Source organism: Mesorhizobium sp. J428, assembly GCF_024699925.1.
Lineage (GTDB): Bacteria > Pseudomonadota > Alphaproteobacteria > Rhizobiales > Rhizobiaceae > Mesorhizobium_A.
Map to the genome: position 1 here is coordinate 108,177 of NZ_JAJOMX010000005.1, position 21,867 is coordinate 130,043.

Annotated in this window: 22 protein-coding genes and 5 pseudogenes; 16 read left to right on the plus strand and 11 right to left on the minus strand. The window is 62.5% G+C overall.

All coding sequences use genetic code 11. From position 1 onward, the window contains the following. Positions 1-455: 455 nt before the first annotated feature. The 4 genes and pseudogenes from LRS09_RS29420 to LRS09_RS29435 all read right to left on the minus strand — a co-directional run. Positions 456-989, minus strand: a complete 534-nt coding sequence (locus tag LRS09_RS29420; protein ID WP_257810753.1) for an acyl-homoserine-lactone synthase — start codon at positions 987-989, stop codon at positions 456-458. Between the two features lie 66 nt (positions 990-1,055). Continuing rightward, on the minus strand, positions 1,056-1,280 hold the full coding sequence (locus LRS09_RS29425) for a helix-turn-helix transcriptional regulator (RefSeq protein WP_257810754.1): 225 nt from the start codon (positions 1,278-1,280) through the stop codon (positions 1,056-1,058). After that, a complete protein-coding gene (locus LRS09_RS29430) occupies positions 1,270-1,779 on the minus strand; it encodes an autoinducer binding domain-containing protein (RefSeq protein WP_257810755.1) in 510 nt (169 codons plus the stop codon). The genes LRS09_RS29425 and LRS09_RS29430 overlap by 11 nt, the downstream gene beginning before the upstream one ends. Before the next feature lie 278 nt (positions 1,780-2,057). Continuing rightward, positions 2,058-2,198 (minus strand): annotated as a pseudogene (locus tag LRS09_RS29435) (helix-turn-helix domain-containing protein); the annotation flags it as partial. Between the two features lie 123 nt (positions 2,199-2,321). On the opposite strand from LRS09_RS29435, the gene LRS09_RS29440 reads away from it, so the two are divergent. Continuing rightward, positions 2,322-3,713, plus strand: a complete 1,392-nt coding sequence (locus LRS09_RS29440) for a threonine synthase (RefSeq protein ID WP_257810756.1) — start codon at positions 2,322-2,324, stop codon at positions 3,711-3,713. On the opposite strand, the gene LRS09_RS29445 is transcribed toward LRS09_RS29440, so the two are convergent. Together LRS09_RS29445 and LRS09_RS29450 are read right to left on the minus strand one after the other, a co-directional pair. Next, the gene (locus LRS09_RS29445; RefSeq protein WP_257810757.1) at positions 3,710-4,762 is read right to left on the minus strand and encodes a PLP-dependent cysteine synthase family protein; all 1,053 of its coding nucleotides are present in this window, start codon (positions 4,760-4,762) and stop codon (positions 3,710-3,712) included. The two genes, LRS09_RS29440 and LRS09_RS29445, sit on opposite strands and share 4 nt — an antisense overlap. Then, a complete protein-coding gene (locus tag LRS09_RS29450) occupies positions 4,756-5,070 on the minus strand; it encodes a hypothetical protein (RefSeq protein ID WP_257810837.1) in 315 nt (104 codons plus the stop codon). Before LRS09_RS29450 ends, LRS09_RS29445 begins: the two co-directional genes overlap by 7 nt. A 160-nt stretch (positions 5,071-5,230) precedes the next feature. Between LRS09_RS29450 and LRS09_RS29455 the strand changes: the two genes are divergently transcribed. After that, on the plus strand, positions 5,231-5,365 hold the full coding sequence (locus LRS09_RS29455; RefSeq protein ID WP_257810838.1) for a hypothetical protein: 135 nt from the start codon (positions 5,231-5,233) through the stop codon (positions 5,363-5,365). On the opposite strand, the pseudogene LRS09_RS29460 reads toward LRS09_RS29455, so the two are convergent. Beyond that, positions 5,315-5,536 (minus strand): annotated as a pseudogene (locus LRS09_RS29460) (kinase); the annotation flags it as partial. The gene LRS09_RS29455 and the pseudogene LRS09_RS29460 sit on opposite strands and share 51 nt — an antisense overlap. A 391-nt stretch (positions 5,537-5,927) precedes the next feature. Between LRS09_RS29460 and LRS09_RS29465 the strand changes: the two are divergent. Beyond that, positions 5,928-6,287 carry a hypothetical protein gene (locus tag LRS09_RS29465; RefSeq protein ID WP_257810758.1) on the plus strand — a complete coding sequence of 120 codons (360 nt, stop codon included), beginning with the start codon at positions 5,928-5,930 and terminating at the stop codon, positions 6,285-6,287. A 57-nt stretch (positions 6,288-6,344) separates the two neighbouring features. Here the strand turns inward: LRS09_RS29465 and LRS09_RS29470 are convergent, their stop codons facing one another. The 4 genes from LRS09_RS29470 to LRS09_RS29485 are packed head-to-tail and all read right to left on the minus strand — an operon-like array spanning position 6,345 to position 8,651. Then, positions 6,345-6,830, minus strand: coding sequence for a hypothetical protein (locus LRS09_RS29470; protein WP_257810759.1), 486 nt, complete (start codon positions 6,828-6,830; stop codon positions 6,345-6,347). 20 nt (positions 6,831-6,850) lie between these two features. Then, positions 6,851-7,531: a thermonuclease family protein gene (locus tag LRS09_RS29475; protein WP_374684965.1), complete on the minus strand. Its 681-nt coding sequence runs from the start codon at positions 7,529-7,531 to the stop codon at positions 6,851-6,853. Between the two features lie 8 nt (positions 7,532-7,539). After that, positions 7,540-8,076, minus strand: a complete 537-nt coding sequence (locus LRS09_RS29480; protein WP_257810833.1) for a thermonuclease family protein — start codon at positions 8,074-8,076, stop codon at positions 7,540-7,542. Further along, positions 8,073-8,651, minus strand: coding sequence for a hypothetical protein (locus LRS09_RS29485; RefSeq protein WP_257810835.1), 579 nt, complete (start codon positions 8,649-8,651; stop codon positions 8,073-8,075). Before LRS09_RS29485 ends, LRS09_RS29480 begins: the two co-directional genes overlap by 4 nt. A gap of 49 nt (positions 8,652-8,700) precedes the next feature. On the opposite strand from LRS09_RS29485, the gene LRS09_RS29490 reads away from it, so the two are divergent. The 13 genes and pseudogenes from LRS09_RS29490 to LRS09_RS29550 all read left to right on the plus strand — a co-directional run bounded on the left by LRS09_RS29490 (position 8,701) and on the right by LRS09_RS29550 (position 21,617). Then, on the plus strand, positions 8,701-9,723 hold the full coding sequence (locus tag LRS09_RS29490; protein ID WP_257810760.1) for a lytic transglycosylase domain-containing protein: 1,023 nt from the start codon (positions 8,701-8,703) through the stop codon (positions 9,721-9,723). 12 nt (positions 9,724-9,735) lie between these two features. After that, positions 9,736-10,072 (plus strand): annotated as a pseudogene (locus tag LRS09_RS29495) (TrbC/VirB2 family protein). 4 nt (positions 10,073-10,076) lie between these two features. Beyond that, positions 10,077-10,376 (plus strand): type IV secretion system protein VirB3, encoded by a 300-nt coding sequence (locus LRS09_RS29500; protein WP_257810762.1) that lies wholly within the window; start codon positions 10,077-10,079, stop codon positions 10,374-10,376. Positions 10,377-10,378: 2 nt separating this feature from the next. After that, the gene (locus LRS09_RS29505) at positions 10,379-12,793 is read left to right on the plus strand and encodes a VirB4 family type IV secretion system protein (protein ID WP_257810763.1); all 2,415 of its coding nucleotides are present in this window, start codon (positions 10,379-10,381) and stop codon (positions 12,791-12,793) included. Beyond that, positions 12,790-13,855 (plus strand): annotated as a pseudogene (locus LRS09_RS29510) (lytic transglycosylase domain-containing protein). Before LRS09_RS29505 ends, LRS09_RS29510 begins: the two are co-directional and overlap by 4 nt. An 11-nt stretch (positions 13,856-13,866) precedes the next feature. Further along, a pseudogene (locus tag LRS09_RS29515) lies at positions 13,867-14,566 on the plus strand (type IV secretion system protein). A gap of 230 nt (positions 14,567-14,796) precedes the next feature. Then, a complete protein-coding gene (locus LRS09_RS29525) occupies positions 14,797-15,807 on the plus strand; it encodes a type IV secretion system protein (RefSeq protein ID WP_257810766.1) in 1,011 nt (336 codons plus the stop codon). Between the two features lie 45 nt (positions 15,808-15,852). Then, positions 15,853-16,548: a virB8 family protein gene (locus LRS09_RS29530; RefSeq protein WP_257810767.1), complete on the plus strand. Its 696-nt coding sequence runs from the start codon at positions 15,853-15,855 to the stop codon at positions 16,546-16,548. Then, positions 16,545-17,354: a P-type conjugative transfer protein VirB9 gene (gene virB9 / locus LRS09_RS29535; RefSeq protein WP_257810768.1), complete on the plus strand. Its 810-nt coding sequence runs from the start codon at positions 16,545-16,547 to the stop codon at positions 17,352-17,354. The genes LRS09_RS29530 and virB9 overlap by 4 nt, the downstream gene beginning before the upstream one ends. Then, positions 17,351-17,791 (plus strand): hypothetical protein, encoded by a 441-nt coding sequence (locus LRS09_RS30555; RefSeq protein ID WP_374684959.1) that lies wholly within the window; start codon positions 17,351-17,353, stop codon positions 17,789-17,791. The genes virB9 and LRS09_RS30555 overlap by 4 nt, the downstream gene beginning before the upstream one ends. Beyond that, the gene (gene virB10, locus LRS09_RS30560; RefSeq protein WP_374684960.1) at positions 17,781-18,572 is read left to right on the plus strand and encodes a type IV secretion system protein VirB10; all 792 of its coding nucleotides are present in this window, start codon (positions 17,781-17,783) and stop codon (positions 18,570-18,572) included. Before LRS09_RS30555 ends, virB10 begins: the two co-directional genes overlap by 11 nt. Beyond that, positions 18,553-19,581: a P-type DNA transfer ATPase VirB11 gene (virB11, locus tag LRS09_RS29545; RefSeq protein ID WP_257810769.1), complete on the plus strand. Its 1,029-nt coding sequence runs from the start codon at positions 18,553-18,555 to the stop codon at positions 19,579-19,581. Before virB10 ends, virB11 begins: the two co-directional genes overlap by 20 nt. Further along, positions 19,578-21,617, plus strand: coding sequence for a type IV secretory system conjugative DNA transfer family protein (locus tag LRS09_RS29550; RefSeq protein ID WP_257810770.1), 2,040 nt, complete (start codon positions 19,578-19,580; stop codon positions 21,615-21,617). The genes virB11 and LRS09_RS29550 overlap by 4 nt, the downstream gene beginning before the upstream one ends. Positions 21,618-21,867: the final 250 nt, after the last annotated feature.

The window sequence follows — 21,867 nt, forward strand, 5'->3', positions numbered from 1 at the left end:
TCACACCCGCGTCTGGCTTGGTGTGGCGGAATCCCGGCATGGACACGAGGCTGGCGAGTCGCGCATCGACCTTCGGAACGGCACAGAGGCTGGTGACAGTGTGGTCATCAGCCAGGCAATCTGGGACGCCAGTAGGCAGGACAGCGGTGTTCCTGGCAGCTCGATCACGGCCGCAAACAGCTGACTATCGATTCCGCGCAAAGAATTCGGACGAACACCAGGAAGAAGGCCGGGGCGCTGGAATGGGTCAGGCCATCTGACTCATGCACGGATCAACCTGCAGCGTTGCCGTCTGCTAGCTAGCTGACGACCGCGCCGACCGTGGCGGTGACAAGCTGGTCAGCCGTGGTCCGGCGACCGGGACGGTCAACCGGTGATCGAAGTTTCAGCCAGAACTGGCTCGTGGATCCCATAAGCGCGGCGTGTGCTGGCAATCGCTTCCGGTGTGACTTCGATCAAAAGGGCAATGATGTCGCCATCGTCGTGCTGAAGCACATCACCGAGTTCAACGATCGTCCAGCCAAGGGCACGCAGTCGACTGGGCCAAAAGGATTCACACACGACACTGATCTGGCGGATACCGAGCGCGCGAGCGACCTCACAGCACCACAAAGGACGACGCCCGCGACCGGAGACGACCTGCCACGGCTGCGCAGCGCTGGACTGATGAAGAAGCGCGTCCACTCGTAGATGTCCGCAGCCCGAGGCGGTCCGCCGGGAGCGAGCTGCGGAAAGACATTGCCCAGCAAATGAGGCTGCAGCGTGGGGACGAGTCGTGACCCGCCCACGAGCTTGTCCGCGCTGTCGAGCGCCATCAGGTACACGGCATGCTCCGTATCGAACGCATCCATCTCGATGTTGATGGGACGCGCCACCGCACGCCATTGTCGCCGTTTGACGTAGATATCGTAGCGGATGCGAAAATATCGCTCCAGCAGGTTCCTGTGCTGCTTCCTGTTGGCCCAAGTGACCACCTGCATCCGAACCATGACGCCTCCTGGCGCCGATGGTAGTTTACAGCTCCTACGACTCCATATGCCTGAATTTCGGCATTGCTAGATCTGGATTTCGTGTCTGCGCAGTGCCTTCACGATGGCATGGGCGATGTTTATCGCGTCAAGCTTCTCACGGATATTGCGGTGATGGCTCTCAACCGTGTTTGTAGTCACCCCGAGGATGCAGGAAATATCTTCCGCCGATTTGCCGTGGGCGCTCCACTGCAGCAGCTCGCGCTCTCGTGGCGTCAGCGGCGCTGTGGGCTTGTCGCGTCTAGGCTCCAAGCGGCTGAGCTTGCGAAAGGTGTACGCAAAGCGTCTCGATCACAGGCATCGCGCCGGGTGGGATCTCGATGCGGTCGCTTGCCGCCGTCACAACCGCTGGGCCCGCAAGCGGGACGTGGATGGGGACGCAGAGCCCATCTTTCATGCCGAACTCGGTCGCCTCATCCATGACCAGGCGCCCGCGGGAGGTGAGGCCTTCCGTTGGCAGTTGATGCCAAAGGAAGGGCTCTGCGGAAATTCGGCTGCGGGCAGCGCATGGATCATGGAGGAAATGATTTTCGGACTCGTAACGCGTCAACCATTCGCGTGGCCATCCGTCACACAGGATTGCACGTTGCCATTTGTCGTCGTGCGGTACGGGTAGTCCAGTAATGAGAAAGCTCTGCAAGCCGTACTGCTCAAGCACAATACGAAATATCTCAAGGACTTTTTCATATGATCTCGAGGAGTCGATTTCAGAAATCGTCTTGAACAGCTCTAGAATGGCCTCATTATTCATCGTCAGACCTTTCCGGGGTCGTGCAATGTCGGCATCCACTTGAAGGCGACCGCGACCAGCTTCAACGTCAAGGGCGTCGAATATCCACTAAAGGAGCCAGGATATGTTCACGATTCTGCAAGTCGTCTTCCATTTTTTAGACCGCCGCTCGCTCAAGCCTGGTCTTCTGACGTCTGTCGTTTCGCTGATCGACGAGGGCGGCGTTCCGGAATTCTTGCCGTGATCAGGTCCCCTGGTTCGACGCCCAAAGCGTTCGCGAGAATCTCCAGCGTGTCCAACGTAGCGTTGCGCCGACCGGCCTCGACGCTGCTGATATAAGCCCGCGTCCGCCCCGAGACGAAAGAGAGCTGCTCCTGGGAGAGCTTTCTTTCCCTGCGGAGTCGCTGCACGTTCAGACCAAACACGGCGCGAAGATTCATCACGCGAAAGATGCGGCGGTGCACACTATGGTGCGACACACTCTAGTGAACATTCCGCGTTGACAGGGCCGCCGGCGCCTGTTTGTAAGAGCCCCTGATCGAGTGCTCTCGCGAAGGGGAATTGTGATGCCCGGCCAATCTCTTAGCAAGCTTGCTGCGAATGCCGCGACCGCAGCCGGCGAGGGTCGGTCAGCACCGCAGAACGATCGCCAGGAATGGCACAAGAACGCGGGCTCAGCGACGATTGTCGGCTTCGCCTGCCTACGCTGCGGCGCCTCCTATCCGGCCATCGCGATCGATTCCAGAGGCTGCCCGGCCTGCCACGACGTTGCACCGGCCAACCTCAGACCGGTTTATCGCAGGCCGGTCGAACCCCGTGTGATCGCGGCCACTCCGCCACGTTCATTGTGGCGATTTGCCCACGCCCTGCCATGCACAGCCCGCGACGCCGTTTCGCTGGGGGAAGGTCAGACGCCGCTGATCGAAGCGGAACGCATCGGTCGGATGTTGGGTGTCCCGAGACTCGCGATCAAGGACGAGGGTCGAAATCCGACCTGGTCTCACAAGGATCGCTTCTCGACCGTTGCCGTGTCGGTGGCGCGGGCGCAGGGCGCCCAGGTCGTAGCGACCGCCTCATCCGGGAATGCCGGCGCCTCGCTTGCGGCCTACGCGGCCCGCGCAGGCATGCGTTGTGTTGTCACAACCTTCCCCGGATCGACCGGCGCGATGCTGGCGCAGATCCGAAAATACGGTGCGACCGTTCTGCCGCTTGTCAACAGGATGGACCGCTGGACGCTGCTTGCTGAGGCCGCGACGCGCCATGGCTGGTTCATTGCCTCACCCTTTCGCGCGCCTGTCGTCGGCAGCCATCCCCTCGGCATCGAGGGCTACAAGACCATTGCCTATGAGCTGGTCGAACAGTCCGATGGCGTCGCGCCCGACTGGTGCGTCCTGCCCGTCTGCTACGGTGACGCGCTCTCCGGTGTCTGGGCCGGGTTCCAGGAGCTGTTTGCGCAGGGCATGATCTCGAGCCTGCCACGGATGGTTGCAGCAGAGGTGCACGGATCGCTGACGCGGGCGCTCGCCACGGGAAGCGACAGACTTGAAGAACGCAGCATTGCGTTCGAAAGTCTTGCCGTGTCCATCGGCGCACCGCGAAGCGCCTACCAGGCGCTTAAGGCGCTGCGGGACTCGTCCGGTTGTGCCGTGTCGGTCACCAATGACGGGCTTGTGGATATGCAGGAGCGCCTGGCGGCGAGTGAAGGGATCTTCGCCGAACTGACGTCGGTGACGCCGCTTCTCGCCATTGCAAGACTGCGGCGTGAGGGCGTTATCGCTCCTGAGGAGCGTGTCGTCGCGGTCGTCACTGCCAGCGGGCTCAAGGACCTCGATCGTTCGGTCAGCCGTGCTGCGGACCACACCGTCTTTCAATCGACGGGCGACGCCTGGGAGTGGCTGGCTCATAACGACCCTAGGTTGCTGATTCCGAGGGCAGAGCGTGGCCCTGAATGTTAATTCGAGCGCCCCCGAGGTATGGGCTGGGCGCTGACGACCTTGTCGAGGCTCCGTCTCGACCATGCGAACCTTGTCCAGTCCGCCTCGGAGGCGGGTGCGATCGCGGTGAGCAATCTTGGTTCCGGATGCCGCTGCCAGGACCATCCAGGCAATGAGGCAAGCCAGGCATCATCAAAGACGGTATCCGCATAGCGGTATCCCTCATCCGCCATGATGACCGCGACTCGGGCGCCGGGCTGCCTTGTCGCCGCCCACCTACCGACAAGGGCGGCGGCGGCGCTGGTCGGCCCCTGGAAAATGCCATGCTCCCGCAACAGGCGCCGCGCTTCACCGAAGGCGGGGTAGGCGCCGACCCAGTGTACCTCGTCGACAAGGTCGTGGCGCAGGTTGCGCGGCAGGACGCTGTTGCCGAGGCCGCGCAGTAGTCTTCTTCCGACCGGTTGTCCGAACAGAATGCTGCGGTGGGTGTCGACCGCGATGATGACAAGGTGCGGAAAGACCGCGCGCAGAAATGCCCCCGTGCCGCATAGCGAGCCGCCGCTCCCGACGCAACCTACAAGGCAATCGATCTTGCCCATCGTCCGCACCAGGGTTTCGGCCAGACGTGCATAGGAAAGCGCGTTTCCCGGATTGTCATATTGCCGTGGCCAGAAGCAATCCGGTTCTTCGCGCCGGATGCCCTCGAGCCGCTGCAGACGCCGCAGCTGATCGCCATTGCCGTCAGGATCCTCGGTAATGATCATCGTTGCGCCAAGCCCTTCAAGGCGCGCCCGATACTTCGCATCGATGAGGCTTGAAGCGGTGACCAGGGTCAGGCGATATCCCCGGGCAGCCGCCAGCAGCGCGAGAGCCATGCCGAAGGTGCCAGACGTCGACTCGACGATGCGCCCCCCGGTCTGGAGCGCGCCGTCGGCGGCGGCACGATCCAAAATGTATCGCGCCGGCATGAGCTTCATCAGCGGGAAGGCTGCTGCGACCAGATTGGGAGACAGCGTGGCCATGCGCGGTGTCTCGAGCGCGCGGAAGTAGTCGCGCTCCAGAGCTACCATTTTGCGCCATCGTCATTGATCTGGTGAAACTCGATGTCGCAGAAGCCCGCCCTGCGTAGCGAAGCCGCGACGCGATGCGCCCGCCGCCGCAAATCCTTGCCCGCCCGGTCGAAGAGGATGCCAACGAGTGAACCGCTATGCGCCACCTGGACGCCACAAGCTTCGGCATTCTGTGCGATCGCGATGGCCTGTTCGAGACCCTGTTTGGGCAGCCGTCGCTGGCTGATCCAGGCGCTGGCGGTTGCCGCGCGTCCAAGACAGACCGGATCCTGATGACGGACGGCATAGGCGACCAGTCCGCGCAGCATGGAACTGTTGAATCTCCATACTGTCGTAGCGTGCGGGTGGCAGGGTGAGCGTGTCGATCGGCTGGCCACCATTCGCCTTTGACCCAACCAGGAGGAGCGGCGGCAAAGCGCCGCCGAAATCCTCCAGGACGATGCCCTCCCGCTGCGCAAAGAGGATGGCGTGGCCATCGAAGACGATGGCGTCGCTGGCCTGTTCGGCGGCGACCGCAAGTCGACCGATGCGGGACGGCACCAGTTGGGCAGCGTATGCTGCCGCCACGGCGCGTATGGCCGCCACCACATCGGCGGTCGATGAGCCGTAGCCGTGACCGATTGGTATGTCGCTCCTTATATCCAGCGCACCGCCTTCAGCGATGGCCAGATGATCAAGCGTCAGACGCGCCGCGGCGCTCGCCTTTGCCTTGCCATCGGGGCGAACGGTGACGTTGACTGAATGGCCCCCGATGAAGGTCGCCTGCGATGTCATCGCTGGGAGGGGGAGGGTCACCAGGCCCCGATGAAGCCGCCCGTTCTCGTCTTCGAAAACGCCTTGCAGCAGCTCTCCATGATGAGCGATCGCTGTTCCGACGCCCTCCCGCGATGACGGCTCGCCGTTCCGCGCCGATCTGGAGATTGCAAGCACAATCCGCTCCCGGTGTTCCGCATCCGGGGCGATGGTGACGTCGATGGCTCGAGGGCGACGTCACCAAATTCCGGCATAGACCAGGAATTGCCTGCCCGGTTCACTGCTCTGAGCAATGCCGCGAGACCCAAACCCTTCAATTCCTTCCCAGGAGATACGTCCTGGGCAGCCCCCAGAGTGCCGACGCTAATTGTGAGCATGGAACTTGGTTCCAGTAATGCCTGGTGAGCCAAAAATGACTGGATTCTTCACGCGATCCGACAAGACGATGTGGTCGAACATCGCGCGTCACAGTCGATTGCGATCTGAGAGGGTCGCACTGGAAAGACATCATGAGCAGGCGCGGCTGGTTCTGCGCTATCCGGTGCTGGTCTATTATCGCTGGCGAGAGAAGTCCGCCTTCGCACGGCTGATTTCTTCCAAGCCTGCAAACGCTCGAGATGCACGTGAGAAGCTGGTCTACCTGATGGCGCTCATGACCTCCAACGTCGCAGCCCTACATGTCAGCGAAGTCCAATGTGCCGTCCGCACACTGCACCCTTTCAGGTCGGACTTGGCCGAGGCTCTCGTTTGCAGCACGAGCCGGCGCTGGTGACCAGGGATCCAACGGAACAGGCACGTGCGTTGCGGCAACCGGCATTCGTGCCGGTGACTACCGGCGTAGGTTGAACCAGTGTCGGGTGAGACTGCCGTCATGATGCCGGATGTCGAAATAGTATGGTTCCTCGCGCACAGGCCTGGGCATCGTGACGGTCTGCTGGCAATCGTCGCGGCCACCGAAACCTGGGGGACAGGTGTTTCTCACCTGCACGCAGAGGTCGGGCTGCCCGCCGCCGTGGTCCTGGTCGCTATAGCCAATGCTCCACCCTGCCGGGCAATCGTCATACACTTCATAGCCCGGTCTGCCAGTCCCTGCTTCGGGGCAGGTCGGCCAGGAGAAGCCCCAGCCTCGCATCGCCGAAATCAGGCGATGCATCGGAGGGTGGCACGCCGGCACACCCCGCCAGGATGGATTCGAGGACGAGGCGCATAGAAGCACCTCGCAGCCCCATTCGCCGGCCTCGGCGCGATCGGCCAGCGAGAGACATCCGGCACCGGACAGCACGGTGGCAATTGCGGTCAGTTTCGCAAGATGCATGGGAGCTCTCCTTCGATTATTTAGCGGTCGGTTCGCAGTGGACGCTTTCGTGCATCCTCGAATGGTGGCGAAATCTCGCGCTCGCGTTCGGCCAGCAGGTTGAAATCCGCGATCGGTCGGCGCGACAGTGTCCGGTCGACAGCCTTGGCGCGCCATTCCGGCATGTCGAGCACATAGGTAGCCCACATGCCGTGGCGGGCCGACATGGCGTATTGCTGCCAGGCCGTATATTCAGCAGGCGCCGGAGAGATCGTTTTCGCCCAGCCGACGCGCAGCATTTCCGGGGCGAGGTCTCGGCCGCGGACGGAGCAACGGCCGAGAAGGGCGCCGTCAGAATCGGCCGCCTGGACGATGCAGGTCACCTGAGCGTTGCCAACCGTGCGCTCCAACCAAGCCTTAGCCAACGGCCCACACGGCACCGGTTTGGGGATTTCGCTCTCGCCATGCCGGCGCGGGTCGTAAGACCATTGCGGCAGTTCGCAGGTGTCAAGCGAAGCAAGGCGGATCTTGTTGCCCCCTGCGGGAAACCGGAGCGTTCGTCCATCGATGACAGATGTGCGACCGGAGATTTTCAGGGGCGCGCCCGCAGAGTGAGTTGGTTCCGCGACGCCGGTGGAAAGGCCCTGGTGCGATAGGTCTGCTGCAAGGGCAGGGCAGGGCAGGGCGGCCATGAGCAGCACGAGCAGACTCGCCCGAACCATCGGTCGAGTCACGGCTGGCTCCCTCCATCGCGCGCGGCCTGACCAAGCAGGACTGCCGGATGCTGAACATCGTCGAACTGCCAGAGTCCGATCTTTTTCTCCCGCGCGGCCTGCTCCACGACAGCGTAAGGGGCGTGATGGGGCAGGCCGCGCACGTCGAGGGAGGCGAAGGCAAAGCCCGAGGAGATCATCAGAATGGCGAGATCCAGCCGATCGGGCCCGATCGACGCGTAGCAGGACACGAAGGCCGTTTCGGGCGTTTGCGCGACCTGCGCGCAGAGGGGCTTTGTGTCGGCAATGTAGGCGGCAAGGACGGCAAGCGAAGCTTCACCGCAATCGCGTCGGGCGCCGGTCCTATCCGTGTAGACAGTTCCGCGCAGACAGGCCTGCATACCGAACAGACGAAAGTGCTGGCCGCCGTCGCTCCAGCTATCGCCGCTTTCAAGCGTCACGCCCGTCTCGAGCTCGAAGTAGCCGTCGGACGGCGCAGCAATGGCCTGCGTCGAACCGATTGCCAGCACAAGGAACAGGGCAGGGCACTTCATTGCCCCGAGACCCTGGGATCGGCCCACATGCCGTAACCTTTGCGGCCGATCGCCTCGGCCTCCTCGAGGTCAGTTCGTGCCGGCGTACCATCTGGCCGCTTCGCAATGCGGTGGCTACCCACCGAGACCAGTTGCTCCTCGAACATGTCGATTATGTCGAGGCTGCCTGGATAGTTGTAGTAGCCGTAGCAGGTCGCGTCCTGGGCTTTCGCCCCCGCCTCGCTGACGAAGGCTCGGCAGTAGATCACCTTTGGCGACTGGAGCAGCGTCTCGAGACCGCGCCGGGCATATTCGTCGCAGGAGCCTGCAAAATCCTCCTTGCGATTGACCATGTCGCCTTCGCAGGGCTCGATGCCGCACAGATGCACCGTCAGGTTGGTGTCCACACGGAAGTCAGTTGCGGAGACGGCGCGGAATCCTGAAGCAGAGGCAAAGCCTTTGCGTTCCGACACCGTTCCCTGTCCATCATAATACTCCATGACCAGGACGGTCTTTCCTGGCGCCGCCAGCGACCGGACATAAGCCTCATCCACCGGCTCGGCCCCATATGCCCGCAAGCAGGCGCTGACCGCCATCACGCAAGCGGCTGCCCGTCTCATCTGCTGTCGCCTCCAGGTTGTCATCTTGCTCGACATTGACGCGCCTCCATCCATATTGCAAGAAAAAATCACAATCAAATTGACATTATTTTTGATCTCACCTAACCATGCCGAACACCCGTCGTTACAAGGCTTTGGATGCGACACCATGGCGACTCAATCGTCCATTCGACCGATCGGACCGCTGCTCGCGGTGACAATTCTCACGAGCTTATGCGCGATCGTACCAAGGGAATCGCATCCTTCCGAGGCGTCGGAAGGAGTGGCCGATATGGGTGAAAACTGGGCAGAACCGGGGCAGGGAAGCGCCACTACATTCTCGGCAGATGCGGTCGATGAAGCACGCTGGGCGAGGTCGCAGCGCCAGTATGTCGTTGGCGCGACCGGTGAAGTGGTTCCCGCAGCGGCACCGGAGGACGCGGCAGAAGGAGCGCTTGCGGTAACGTCCGATGACGCATCCGAGCCAAAGCAGGATACTTATCATTTTGACAGCAATTTTGTGAGCGAAGCTGGTCCCGATGAAAGTCGCTGTGGCCCGTCCCCGGCCACGCCGGCAGAAATCACGAGCATGGTTGTCGCGGCCGCACGGCGCCACGGCGTCGATATCCAATTTGCGATCGCGATCGCCACGGCGGAGAGCCGGCTCGATCAGTTGCGCAATTCTCCCAGGGGCGCACGCGGACCGATGCAGTTGATGCCGGACACAGCCGAGCGCTTCGGCGTCTCGGACATCTGCGATCCGAAGCAGAACATCGATGGCGGCGTTCGGTATTTGCGCGAGCTGACGGACGAGTTCCGCAATCCCCTGCTGGTCGCGGCCGCCTACAACGCCGGCGAGGGCCGCGTCCGCGAACATGGCGGCATTCCCCCTTTCAACGAGACGGCAAGGTACGTCGCGGAAGTCATCAACCTCCAGCTCGGGTTGAACGGATTTGGGCCAACGGCAAGCGCCAATCACGAAAGGACCGACGCGACTGCTTCAAGCGTCAGCGGCGTCATCACATCGAGAGAACGTCGGCAGTGGGTCGGCGGGGTCATGCATTTTTAGCCGGAGGCCGACATGAGCAACATTTCCTACCATCGACCCGAGCGCCCCACCTCCCAGGCTTTGGTCTTCGCGACGATTCTGTCCGCAGGCGTCATCCTGTCGGAGCCCGCATTGGCGCAGTCCTCGGGTGCCTTCGCCCCCCCTGGAAACAGCGGTACAGATGATCGTGGATTTCATCACGGGTCCGTTCGGGCGTCTGCTCGCGATCATAGCGGTGATCGCGCTGGGTTTTCTCGCCTTCGCCGGCCGTCTCTCGTGGTTCACCGCCGGCGCGGTCGTGCTCGGCATCGGCCTGGTCTTCGGAGCGCCTGCGATCGTCGACGAGATGATCGCAGCAGTGGGAAACTAGGCAAATGGCCGAATTCACCGACGAGAAGCCTGAGCTGACGCCTCTTGTGATCGGCCTGACCAGACCGCCGATGATGTGGGGGATTCCGCTGAACGCCTTCTACATCATCGTCGGCGTGACGCTGATCGCCTTCCTCGTGAGCGCGAGTTTCTGGTCGGTGGGAATCGCACCTCTCACCTATCTTGCGCTCTTTGCCTTGTGCAGCCGCGACATCCGCATCCTCGACCTCGCCCAGGTCGTGGGGCGTCGAACGCCGCGCACGCCAAACCGCCTGTTCTGGCGGACCAACTCCTACGGGCCCTGATCATGCTGAACGTCGTCATCGAAGAATTGGGATTTGGCCGGGAACAGCGACGTGAGCGGCCGCTATCCACGCACGTCCCGTATCTGCGTCACGTTGCCGACACCGTGATCGGGCTCGAGAGCGGCGCAATTCTCTCGGTGATCAAGCTCGACGGATTGTTCTTCCAGACGGAGGACCAGGCCGAGCTCAACATGCGCGCGGTCGTCCAGAACACCCTGATCCGGGCACTGGGCTCGAGCCGGTATTCGCTTTGGTCGACGGTTATCCGCAGGCAAGTCAAACCGGCGATCGCGGGCAGCTTTTCCGATCCGTTCTGCGACCTCTTGAACACGCGCTACATGGAGGCGCTGCGTGAGAAGCGCATGTTCACGAACGAGCTCTACCTGACGGTCGTTCGCTCCGGCATGCGTGGCGCGCTGGGTGCCGCCGAGACGTTTTCAAGTCTGCTCGATCGATCTTCAGGCGCGGAAGTCATGCAGCAGAAGCTGCACGAGCGGGTCAACGAGCTCGAAGAGGTCGTCGGCAACGTCACCCGCGAACTGCAGAAGTATGGGGCACGCCCGCTCGGGATCGTTCATCGCGACGGCGAACCCTATTCAGAGCCCTGCGCGTTTTTCAACTCGATCCTCACATGTGGCCTTTCGCGCGATCTGCGACTGCCGCGGATGGGCATCCGCAGCTATGTCGGAACGTCGCGGCTGCACTTCTCGAAGCGGACCATGCAGGCGCAGGGCCCAACCGCAGCCGAGAACCGGTTCGGGGCGATGCTGTCGATCAAGGAGCACCCACCCTTTTCAGGACCGGGGATGCTCGATGGCCTTCTGCAGATGAACCACGAGTTCATCTGCACGCAATCGTTCACGCTCGCCGACAAGCCGATCGCGCAGGAACGCATTTCGCGGCTGCAGCGCCAGATCAGGGCATCGGATGAATCGGGCAGCACCGTCGAAACCGATATCGACTTCGCGCTCAACAGCCTGCTCAACCAGGAGGCCGTGTTCGGCTATCACCATTTCAGCCTTCTGTGCCTGTCACGCGATCTCGCCGGTCTCGACAAGGCGGTCGCCGAGCTTGGGTCATGTCTGACCGACATGAACATCAACTGGCTGCGCGAGGACCTCAACATGGAGGCCTCGTTCTGGGCGCAGCTGCCAGGCAACCATGCCTACATCGCGCGTTCCTGCATGCTGTCCAGCGCAAACTTTTCCGGATTCTCGTCACTCCACAATTTTGCGACCGGGAAGGCCTCCGGTGTGCATTGGGGCCTGCCGATTTCGATCCTCGAGACGACGTCGCAGACACCTTACTGGTTCAACTTCCATCAGCGCGACATCGGCCATTTTCTCGTGACCGGCCCGACGGGGTCGGGAAAGACCGTGGCGTTGACCTTCCTGCTGGCGCAGGCGTTCCGCATCTCGCCGGAACCGCGCGCGGTGTTTTTCGACAAGGACCGGGGCGCCGAGATCTTCATCCGCGCCGTCGGCGGCGACTATGAGGTGCTGCAGCCCGGGGTCGCAACCGGCTTCAATCCACTGCAGATGGAGAATACGGCGTCAAACCGCGAATTCCTGCATCGGCTGCTGAAGGCCATGCTCGATCCAGCGGACGGCAGCGGATTCTCCCAGGAAGAAGAGGACACGCTGGAGGGTGCGATCGGGCGCATCTGCCAGGAGCCCGTCGAGCAGCGGACACTTGCCAATCTGTCCGGGCTGCTGATGGGCAGGGCGCGCTCCGGCGCGAACGACCTTCAGTCACGCCTGCGCCCGTGGTTCGAGGGTGAGAAGGCGTGGCTCTTCAACGCGCCACGGGACGTCCTGTCCTTCTCCGGCCGGCGGATCTTTGGCTTCGACATGACGCACATTCTGGACAACAGGGAGATGCGCGCTCCCGCGCTGATGTATCTCTACCATCGGCTGGATGAGCTTCTCACCGGCGAGCCGGTGCTCATCTTCATGGACGAAGGCTGGAAGCTTCTTCAGGACCCGATCTTCTCCGACTACATCGTCGACAAGATGAAGACGATCCGAAAACTCAACGGGATCGTCGGATTCGGGACCCAGTCGGCGGCCGACATCGCACGCGCGCCCCAGTCGCACACGCTGATCGAGCAGTCCGCGACGAACCTGCACTTTCCGAATCCGCGTGCCGACGAGGAGAGCTACATTCGGCGCTTCGGCCTGACCGCCAAGGAGTATTCCTTCATTCGCAATACGCCGCCGGAACGGCGGACGTTTCTCATCAAGCACGGCAATGATTCCGTCATCGCCCGCCTCGATCTGTCCTCCATGCCGGATCTGGTGCGCGTGATGTCCGGCCGCAAGGAGACGATTGAGCAGTGCGCAACCCTTCGCGCGCGGCTCGGCGACGATCCGGCGAACTGGTTGCCCGAATTCTGCGGCTGGGGGCGTGCGTCATGATCACGCGTCTGTCTATCGTACTCACCTTGCTTGCCTCATCGGCCCTCGCCGACATTCCGACCATCGACAAGAAGATCCTGGACGAGCGCAAGGATCGTGATGAAAAGACCACCGAGATCGAGGAGGTCGACGAGGACCGATACGTCAGCAACCAGAGCGTGACCTGCTCGATGTATCGGCCGGCTAGAAAAGACGATCCGGTGGCCGCGGCGAATGCCAACCCGGCGATCGCCGGCCTAAGTACGTCGGATCGCGCGGGAAGAGGGGATCGACGAGAACCAATTCCTGGCGCTCGTCTATCAGGAGAGCCGCTTCAACCCGTGTGCCAAATCTCCAGCGGGTGCGATCGGCCTTGCCCAGCTCATGCCGGGGACCGCCGGCGACCTCGGCGTCGACCCCTACAATATCGAGCAGAATTTGCGCGGCGGCGCGCGCTACTACAAGCAGCAGCTTCGAAAGTACAACGGCAATGTTTCGCTGGCGCTTGCCGCCTACAATGCCGGCGCGGGCAACGTGAGCAAATATGGCGGCATCCCGCCCTTCAGGGAAACGCAGGGCTATGTCGCCAAAATAACCCAAAGGTGGCTTCCGGCCTTCGGCGGTTCCGACAAGTCCGGCATTCCGCTGAACTATGGCGGTAGCGGCGCTTATGAGAGTGCTCGAACCAGCACCATGAACGCGATGGGCCTGACCTCGGCGATCGGGGACGGCTCCGGCGACGTCGTGTCCTGGCTCACGCAACTCGGCGACATGGGGTCCGGCACCATCCAGGACAGCTGGGATCACAATTCCGGGGCGCGCAACGCCAACATCGAGCTCGTGAACCGGCTGATCCTGCTCGGAACGGCCTTCGCCGACCTTGCCAATTCCAGCAATGCGATCACGCTTGGCGACCTGTCCGGCACGAACCGCTCGACCCGATACGACGGAAACGAAGGCGATGATGATCGGCCGGTGGCCGGTTTCTGCGACGACCGCGAGGGCTTCGTCTGGGATGCCGATGCCAAGGCTTGTGTCCAGCGCATCGACCGCCAAGCGGAGCTGCTTCTCGAGACACAATGATGGAGATCGACATGAAACGTTCAATGGCAATCCTGGGTTTGGTCGGCGCAGGCATTGTGCCGGCGGCAGCAGATATTCCGGTCATCGACAAGACCAACTACGCGGTTGCGCGCGACACCGCCGAGAAGACCGGCAAGATCCTCGACACGAACAAGGAAATTCTCACCACCGTCGAGGAGACCCTGAAGGCGGTGACCGGCGACCGCGGCAGCGACGCCGGCCCGCTGAAGGACATCGCGATCGGCAATGGCTTCAGCGTGTCGTCAATGCCCCTCCTTCGACAGCATCCTGAAGAGCGGCGTAGCCGACTTCGGATCTCTCGACCCCAACGTCGTGCAAGCCGCCACCCTCTTCATCAACGGCCTGCAACTGGTGCGTTCGTTGTCCGGGAAGGACAACAGTTCGCTTGCCAGCGACAAGTCCTACGAGGAGCTCATGAAGACGGTCATGGGCGTCTCGGCGTTGATCACCGGTTCTCAAGCTGCGGTGGAAATGCGCCGCTCCGCCCTCGAAAGCGCCGGTGGCGAGATCGGGCAGGCGGAAGACATCAAGGGGTCGATCGACCAGAACACGCAGCTGCAGGTTCAGACGGGACTGACGCTCAACGAGATGATCGGCGTCCTGAACGCCGGCGTGCAGTCGCTGCACGCGGAGAACCAGCGCAAGCTGACCGACATGTCGAACACGAAAAAGGCGCTGCGGTACGAATGAGACGCCGTCGATTCGCCCCGACCATCATCTTACTCACTCTGGCCGTGCTTGCCGGTGGGTGCGGTACACCGCGCGAGAAGACCGCGCCGTGCAAGCGGCCGGCCAATCTATCGAGCTATGCCAGCACGGGGGACGAATGCGGGCCAATGATTTCCGTCAATGCGGACCGGTCCGCGGCGTTGGCGGCAATCCAGGACCTGGCGTCCGCGGAAGAAGAATAGGGCAGGGCGGTGGACGACTTCATTGGCGAACTCTTGGATCGGATCGATGCTTCGGGGCAAAATTTCTCGCAGAGCGCCTACGAGGTTTTGAGCCGCGATCTCGAGCCGCTCCTGCGTCTCCTCTTCATCCTGGCCGTCCTGTTCTATGGTGTGCAGCTCTTCCTCGGAACCTCACGGCTTAGCGTCGCCGAGATCATCGGCCGGCTGGTGCGCGTGTTCGTCATCCTGATCCTGGTCGGCACCTGGTCGAACTTCAACGATCTTGTCTATGACTGGCTGACCACGGTGCCGGAGGCGGCGGGCCGCGCTATCCTGGCGGCATCCGGAACGGGCGTGACCGAGCCCACGAATGGGCTATCGCAAATTTGGAAGACCGCGAACACCGCCGCCGCGGCGTTTTCGGAGCAGGCTGGTTATCTGTCGGTTCTGCCCGCTTTGATCGGCATGATCATCATGGTTTTTGCCGGCCTGTTCGTCGCCATCGCGCTGGGCATTCTCGTGCTGGCCAAGGTCGTGCTGTGGGTGCTGCTGGGCACCGCGCCGATCTTCATTGCCTGCTTCTTTTTCGATGCGACTCGCAGCTACGCCATGGGATGGCTGAACCAGTCGCTGCTCTACGCGATCATTCCACTCTTCGTCTACGTGATCGCCGCCTTCCTGATCGCAGCGATGGAGCCGGAACTGACGTCAATCGACCAAATCTCCGGCAATCGCGAACTGACGTTGAGCGACTTCGCCGCCTTCATCATGCTGTGCCTCGCGGGCAGCTTTGTGCTCTTCCAGGTGCAGTCGCTCGCGCAGGGAATCGCTGGCGGCCTGGCGACTCCGATCGGGCCGCGCTCGCGCTTCATGACGGCTCGCAGCATCTTCTGGGGCCGTGAGGCGATCAGTCAATCGGCGAGGCAGACCCAGGCCGCCGTCCATCGCGTGCAGGCGAGACTTCGCTCGCCGCGACAGGATGGTGCAGGCGCCTCGATGCAGCGTGCGATCACATCCAACGGAACCCCGAGGCAACCCTGATCGGCAAGACGATGCACGATCGAGAAGGACAGGAACTGAGCAGGGATGGCCGACAAGTTCGAAACAGCGCTGTGCTCGTACTTCCAGCAAGGCGACATCTGGGAGCAGGAGATCATCAAGCGGGCCAAGCGGTCGGCGCGTGTCGCGTGGTTCTTCTCGATCGTCTTTGCCGGGATCGCCGTTCTCAGTTTGCTGGCCGTGGTGCTGATGTTGCCGCTGAAGAGTTTCGAGCCCTATGTCGTCACTGTCGACCAGACGACGGGCTACATCGAGGTCAAGTCGGGCCTGACACGGCCGGCGAATCTCACCGAACAGCAGGCCATCACCCAGGCGAATGTGGTCCGCTACATCCGCGCTCGGGAAGGCTACGATCCATATGCGATCGAGGAGAATTTCGGGATCGCCGCTCTCCTGTCAACGGACGAGGCAGCGCGCGAGCTGCAGAGCCTCTACAGCGCCGCCAATGCGCAGAACCCGACCAAGGTCTACGGGCGTCTGAAGCGGGTCCTGGTCGACATCAAGTCGGTGACGTTCCCGAACGCCAGCACCGCGATCGTCCGCTTTTCGACCAACGAGCGCAGCGACACGGAGTCGATCGTTCGTCATTGGATCTCGGTTGTCCGCTTCCGCTACACCGACATACCCATGCGCAACGAATGGCGCTTCGAGAACCCCCTCGGCTTCCAGGTCTACGCCTATCGTCGCGACCAGGAGACCGTCACCCCGGGGGACGCGCGATGAGGGGCCGCGCCTTTGCCGTCGCCTTCTTGCTTGTGGCGTCCTGGCCAGGTCACGCGGCCCAGACCCCGAAGGGCGGCTCGCTCGATGCGCGTGTGACCAGCGTCACCTATCAGGAAAACAACGTCGTCCAGGTGTTCGCCACCTACGGCATCTCGACGATGATCATCTTCGACGAGGAGGAAAAATTCGAGACGATCTCGCTCGGCGACACCGAAAGCTGGCAGGTCGTGCCGGCCGAGAAGGGTAACATCCTCTTCGTCAAGCCGATCGCCAAGGACGTCGTGACGAACATGAACGTCGTGACGACCAAGCGCATCTACTATCTCGAGCTTCATGATTTCGCGCCCGAGGCCGCCCGCAAGGTTTTTGGAATCCGCTTCCATTATCCGGAGAAGAACCTCAATGCCGCCTTGCGTAAGGAGGCGGAGCAGCGCGCCGCCTGGCCGAACATTTCCGGGATCGACAAGGCCAACGTCAATATCGACTATTCGTTCTCCGGTGACGCGCGGCTGAAGCCGCTGATGGTCTTCGACGACGGCAACAAGACCTTCTTCAAGTTCGACGGCCAAGTGCCTGCGATCTTCGCCGTCAACTCGGATTTCTCCGAGACGCTGAGGAACTTCCGCAGGGAAGGGGACTACATTGTCGTCGACGGCACAGCGACCCAGTTCACCCTTCGCGAAGGCAATCAATGGGTCTGCATCTTCAATTTGAGGAAGCCCGATTTCGGGGCACCGGACCCTGCCATTCTAGGACCGGTCGAGGATGACAAGGCAAAGCGTCGGCGCCGGAGCGGCAACGGATGAAACGCTCGCCCGAACTTGAAACCCTGGCCGACAACGACGATCCCGCCGTCGCCGACACCTCCGTCCGTCGCAAGCAGCTGGCCGGCGGCGCCATACTGATCCTGCTCGGCCTCGTGGCGGCATACATGATCCTCGCCAACCGGCAGCCGCCGGTGCGCGACATGCTCGACGGGGACGAGGAATTCACCACGACGACGTTCCGGCCGCCCTCCTTCGTGCGCGAGGGCGAACCGGCGCCTGAGCCGCCGCCGCCGGATGTGGTCCAGATACCGCCTCCACCCCCACCCCCGCCTCCAGCAGAAGAGGTCGATACCACCGAGTTCGAGGTGCCGCCTCCGCCCGTGCCCGGTGCAGCCCCGCCGCCCCCCCGATGCCGTCGAGGCCGCTTCGGAAGAGTTTCCGGAAAGGCTCCGGTCGAAACTGATCGTGCTCGATAATCCCGCTTCGAGCGGGCCCGGCACTCTGACCGGAGGGGAGGGGGAGGGGCTCTCCGTCGCGGGTGAGGATCGCAGCAGCAAGTTTCTGGCGGCTGCGACCAGCCTTTCCGATCGCAGCGCCAAAGCCAGGAGGATCGCGCGGATCGATGCCCTGGTCCCGGAGGGTACGCTCATCCCGGGTATTCTGGAGACGGCAATCGTCAGCGATCTGCCGGGGCAGGTGAGGGCGATCGTCTCCCAGGACGTCTATTCCTTCGATGGACGGCGTGTGCTGATCCCCACCGGAACGCGCCTCATCGGTGAATACCAGTCGGAGATCATGCGCGGCCAAACGCGGATCTTCGTCGTGTGGAGCCGTATGCTGCGCGATGACGGCGTGACAGTCCGGTTGAACTCGATCGGCGCCGACAGTCTGGGCCGGTCCGGACTGACGGGCCGAGTCGACAAGAAATTCCGCGAGCGCTTTGGCGCCGCCATTTTGCTCTCGGTCGTTGGCGCCGGCGCCAGCTACCTGACGGGTTATGGCAGCCAGACCGCATCCGGCGACAGCGACGATGCGCAGCGCGCGGAAGAGCTGGCCAGGGAAACACTCGCGCAAACCTTCTCGGACATGGCCAACCAGGCGCTCGGCGACTCTCTGCGCATCCCGCCCACGATCAGCGTGAGCCAGGGTGAGCGCATCTTCGTTTTCGTTCGGCAGGACCTCGACTTCTCCGCACTCTATGAAGACCCGGTCGACGAAGCGTTGAAGGAAATACGCCGTGAACGTGGCCTCAACTGATCCCGCGTCCAGCAGGCACTATTTCCTTTATCGGGCGCTCGCTCCGCTGAAGGCGTTCCTGACCGATGCGGAGGTGGTCGAGATCTCGGTCAATCGGCCCGGGCAGGTCTATGTCGAACGTCTCGGCTCGGCCCACATGGAGTTCCAAGAAGTTCCGGAGCTCACCACGGCCGAGATCGTCAACATCGGCGAGCGCGTGGCGGCGAGCACCAACCAGTTCGTCAGCCCCGCCAATCCGATCCTCAGCGCAGCGCTTCCCACGGGCGAGCGCATCCAGGTCGTTCTGCCGCCCGCGGCGCCGGATGGCGGCACGCTGTCGATCCGCAAACAGGTCATCAGCAACTTCACACTCGAAGACTACCGCGACCAGGGATCGCTCGACCAGGTGACGGTTGCCGTCGGTGGCCTGAGCGAGACCGACCAGGCCCTGGTCGAGCAGCTCTCGGCCAGGGACATCTACGGCTTTATCCGGACAGCGATCGTCAACCGGGTGTCGATCCTGATCAGCGGCGGCACCTCGAGCGGCAAGACGACCTTCCTGAACGCATGTCTCAAGTCGGTCGACCCGCATGAGCGGATCATCACGCTGGAAGACACACGCGAGCTGTTCCCGCCTCAGAAGAACGCTGTCCATCTGCTCGCATCGCGCGGCGATCAGGGAACGGCGAGCGTGACGATCCAGTCCTTGCTCGAGGCCTCGCTGCGCATGCGGCCGGATCGCCTCTTCGTCGGCGAGGTGAGGGGATCGGAGGCCTTCGCCTTCCTGCGCGCCATCAACACGGGTCATCCAGGATCCATGTCGACGGTTCATGCCGACACGCCGCTCGGCGCCTATGAGCAGCTCGCCATGATGGTCATGCAGTCGGGCCTGTCGGCCGCCTACCCGAAGGCCGATCTCATCTCCTACATCCAGAGCGTCATTCCGATCGTCATCCAGTTGCGCAGGGAAGGGGGCCGACGTGGCGTCTCCGAGATATTCTTCGCGCGCGAACGGATGGATGTGACATGACCGGCTCGCTTCGCGTCTTCTATCTCGGCTTCTGTCTGGCCATCGCCTTGGCGGCCTGGCTGCTGGCCTATGGTCTCGCGCTGCAACTCGTCTATGGCGACGGACGGATCCTGCAGGCGACCATCACAACAAATCCGTTCGCGCCGTTCCAGCAGCTCGTCGCCTATGGCGATAGCTCCGTCCTGCGCGTCGTCGCGCTCGGCGCACTCTTGCCTGCGTGCCTTGTCGCCGGCGCTGTCGCCTATGCCGGTCTGCGCCCCAATTCGAGCCCCCTCGGCGACGCCCGCTTCCAGACAGCGATGTCGCTGCGACGCGACGGATGGTTCCGAAGGAGAGGCAAGATACTTGGTCGTTTCGGACGGCAGATACTTCGCGTCGACGACGACCGCCATCACCTGATCATCGGACCGACGCGCTCGGGGAAGGGCGCTTGCTACGTCGTGCCGAATGCGCTCACCCACGAAGGCTCGATGATCGTCACCGACCTCAAGGGCGAGATATTCCGCAGCACGGCCGGCTATCGCAAATCGAAGGGTAACCAGGTCTTCCTGTTCGCGCCGGGATCGGAGAGGACGCATCGCTACAACCCGCTCGACTTCATCCGGCCCGATCGCGGCGACCGAACCACCGACATCCAGAACATGGCTGCGATCCTCGTCCCGGAGGTAACGGAATCCGAGAACTCGATCTGGCAGGCCACGGCCCAGCAGGTCATGGCCGGCGCGATCAGCTACATCAATGAGAGCGTCTTCTACGAGGGACATCGCAACCTCGGCGAGGTCACGGCCTTCTTCAACAGCGGGGCTAGTCTGCAGGCGCTGATGATCCTCATCAAGGAGCGCGAACCCTATCTGTCCCGCTTCACGGTGGAGAGTTTCAACGCCTACATCGCCCTGTCCGAGCGCGCTGCAGCGTCGGCGCTGCTCGATATCCAAAAGGCGCTCAGGCCGTTCCGCAATGAGCGCGTCGTCGCCGCAACGTCGGTCACGGACATGGATCTACGCGCCCTTAAGCATCGGCCGGTGTCGATCTATCTTGCCCCCAACGTCACCGACATCACGCTGCTGCGGCCGCTGCTCGCGCTCTTCGTGCAACAGACGCTTGATATACTCATGCTCGAGAATACCGAGCGATCCGTGCCGGTCTACTTCCTGCTCGACGAATTCCGGCAGTTAAAAAAAATGAACGAGATCACGACGAAGCTGCCCTACGTGGCGGGCTACAACATCAAGATGGCTTTCGTGATCCAGGACCTGAAGAACCTCGATGAGATGTATGGCGAGACGTCCCGCCATTCCCTCATGGGCAATTGCGGCTACCAGCTGGTGTTCGGCGCCAATGACCAGGTCACCGCGGAGGCAATCTCCAAGGGCCTTGGCAAGCGCACGGTCCGCTACAAGACCGAATCCCGCACGATCGAGCTGATGGGCCTGCATCGTCGGACCAAGGTTGAGCAGTTGCGCGAACGCGACCTGATGATGCCGCAGGAAGTCCGCCAGATGCCGGCGAGCAAGATGGTCATCCTGGCCGAGGGCCAGAACCCGGTCTTCGCCGACAAGCTGCGGTTCTTCAGGACTTCGCCGTTCAAGACGATGGAGTGGTTCTCCAGGGCAAACCCGCTGCATGTGCCTGCGATCGAGTTCCTGCCGCAGCGGCCAGTGCCGGCAACAGTCGGGTCCTATGCTGGCCAGGATGCGGATGCCTTGAAATCGGAGGGGCAGGGCGCCCCACCGGAAGAGAAGGCTAAGCGTCCCGCTCGGAAATCACCGGCCGCACCAAAGCCCGAGGCCGTCGGCGGCAGGGGCCAAAGAACTGTGGTCGCGACCGCGACGACACCGCCGCGAGCTGGGGCTTCTGCGAGGCCCGCGCGCGGCGCACTCGATGCGCGTTTCGCCACAGCCGCCCGAAAACTGAAATCTCTCGCCAAGGCGCCGGCCAGGTCCGGGAGCCAGCGCGGAAAGACAGGCAGTTGGGCACGGGTGTTCGACGAGACAGTTCCAGACGAATTGGAAATCGCTGAGGCCGACGCGGGCTGACATTGAGTCCGCCATTTGAAAGACAGGCGCCAGCGCGTGGAACCGCATCGCGGTCACGACCGTGGTGCGCGCTCGGTTTGCAACCAGATCCCAACAGGCCGGAAAACGGCGTGCCGCAGCGTTGCTCTGGGATGCTCGAACATCAGTCGCGATACCGTTCGAAGCTGCTGCCGACGAAAGCCCTGAAGATCGACAGGGATCATGGTGGCGGGTTGTGAGCAACAGGGCTGTTGCGCGCGTTTGACTGGCT

What these genes read in the sequence shown, in the direction of transcription:
- LRS09_RS29500 (WP_257810762.1), top strand. Translation starts at nt 10,077, where the DNA reads ATGGCCGAATTCACCGACGAGAAGCCTGAGCTGACGCCTCTTGTGATC.
- LRS09_RS29430 (WP_257810755.1), bottom strand. Translation starts at nt 1,779, where the DNA reads ATGAATAATGAGGCCATTCTAGAGCTGTTCAAGACGATTTCTGAAATC.
- virB9 (WP_257810768.1), top strand. Translation starts at nt 16,545, where the DNA reads ATGAGGGGCCGCGCCTTTGCCGTCGCCTTCTTGCTTGTGGCGTCCTGG.
- LRS09_RS29465 (WP_257810758.1), top strand. Translation starts at nt 5,928, where the DNA reads ATGACTGGATTCTTCACGCGATCCGACAAGACGATGTGGTCGAACATC.
- LRS09_RS29450 (WP_257810837.1), bottom strand. Translation starts at nt 5,070, where the DNA reads ATGCTGCGCGGACTGGTCGCCTATGCCGTCCGTCATCAGGATCCGGTC.
- LRS09_RS29505 (WP_257810763.1), top strand. Translation starts at nt 10,379, where the DNA reads ATGCTGAACGTCGTCATCGAAGAATTGGGATTTGGCCGGGAACAGCGA.
- LRS09_RS29475 (WP_374684965.1), bottom strand. Translation starts at nt 7,531, where the DNA reads ATGGTTCGGGCGAGTCTGCTCGTGCTGCTCATGGCCGCCCTGCCCTGC.
- LRS09_RS30555 (WP_374684959.1), top strand. Translation starts at nt 17,351, where the DNA reads ATGAAACGCTCGCCCGAACTTGAAACCCTGGCCGACAACGACGATCCC.
- LRS09_RS29420 (WP_257810753.1), bottom strand. Translation starts at nt 989, where the DNA reads ATGGTTCGGATGCAGGTGGTCACTTGGGCCAACAGGAAGCAGCACAGG.
- LRS09_RS29550 (WP_257810770.1), top strand. Translation starts at nt 19,578, where the DNA reads ATGACCGGCTCGCTTCGCGTCTTCTATCTCGGCTTCTGTCTGGCCATC.
- LRS09_RS29480 (WP_257810833.1), bottom strand. Translation starts at nt 8,076, where the DNA reads ATGAAGTGCCCTGCCCTGTTCCTTGTGCTGGCAATCGGTTCGACGCAG.
- LRS09_RS29445 (WP_257810757.1), bottom strand. Translation starts at nt 4,762, where the DNA reads ATGGTAGCTCTGGAGCGCGACTACTTCCGCGCGCTCGAGACACCGCGC.
- LRS09_RS29530 (WP_257810767.1), top strand. Translation starts at nt 15,853, where the DNA reads ATGGCCGACAAGTTCGAAACAGCGCTGTGCTCGTACTTCCAGCAAGGC.
- LRS09_RS29485 (WP_257810835.1), bottom strand. Translation starts at nt 8,651, where the DNA reads ATGGCGGTCAGCGCCTGCTTGCGGGCATATGGGGCCGAGCCGGTGGAT.
- LRS09_RS29470 (WP_257810759.1), bottom strand. Translation starts at nt 6,830, where the DNA reads ATGCATCTTGCGAAACTGACCGCAATTGCCACCGTGCTGTCCGGTGCC.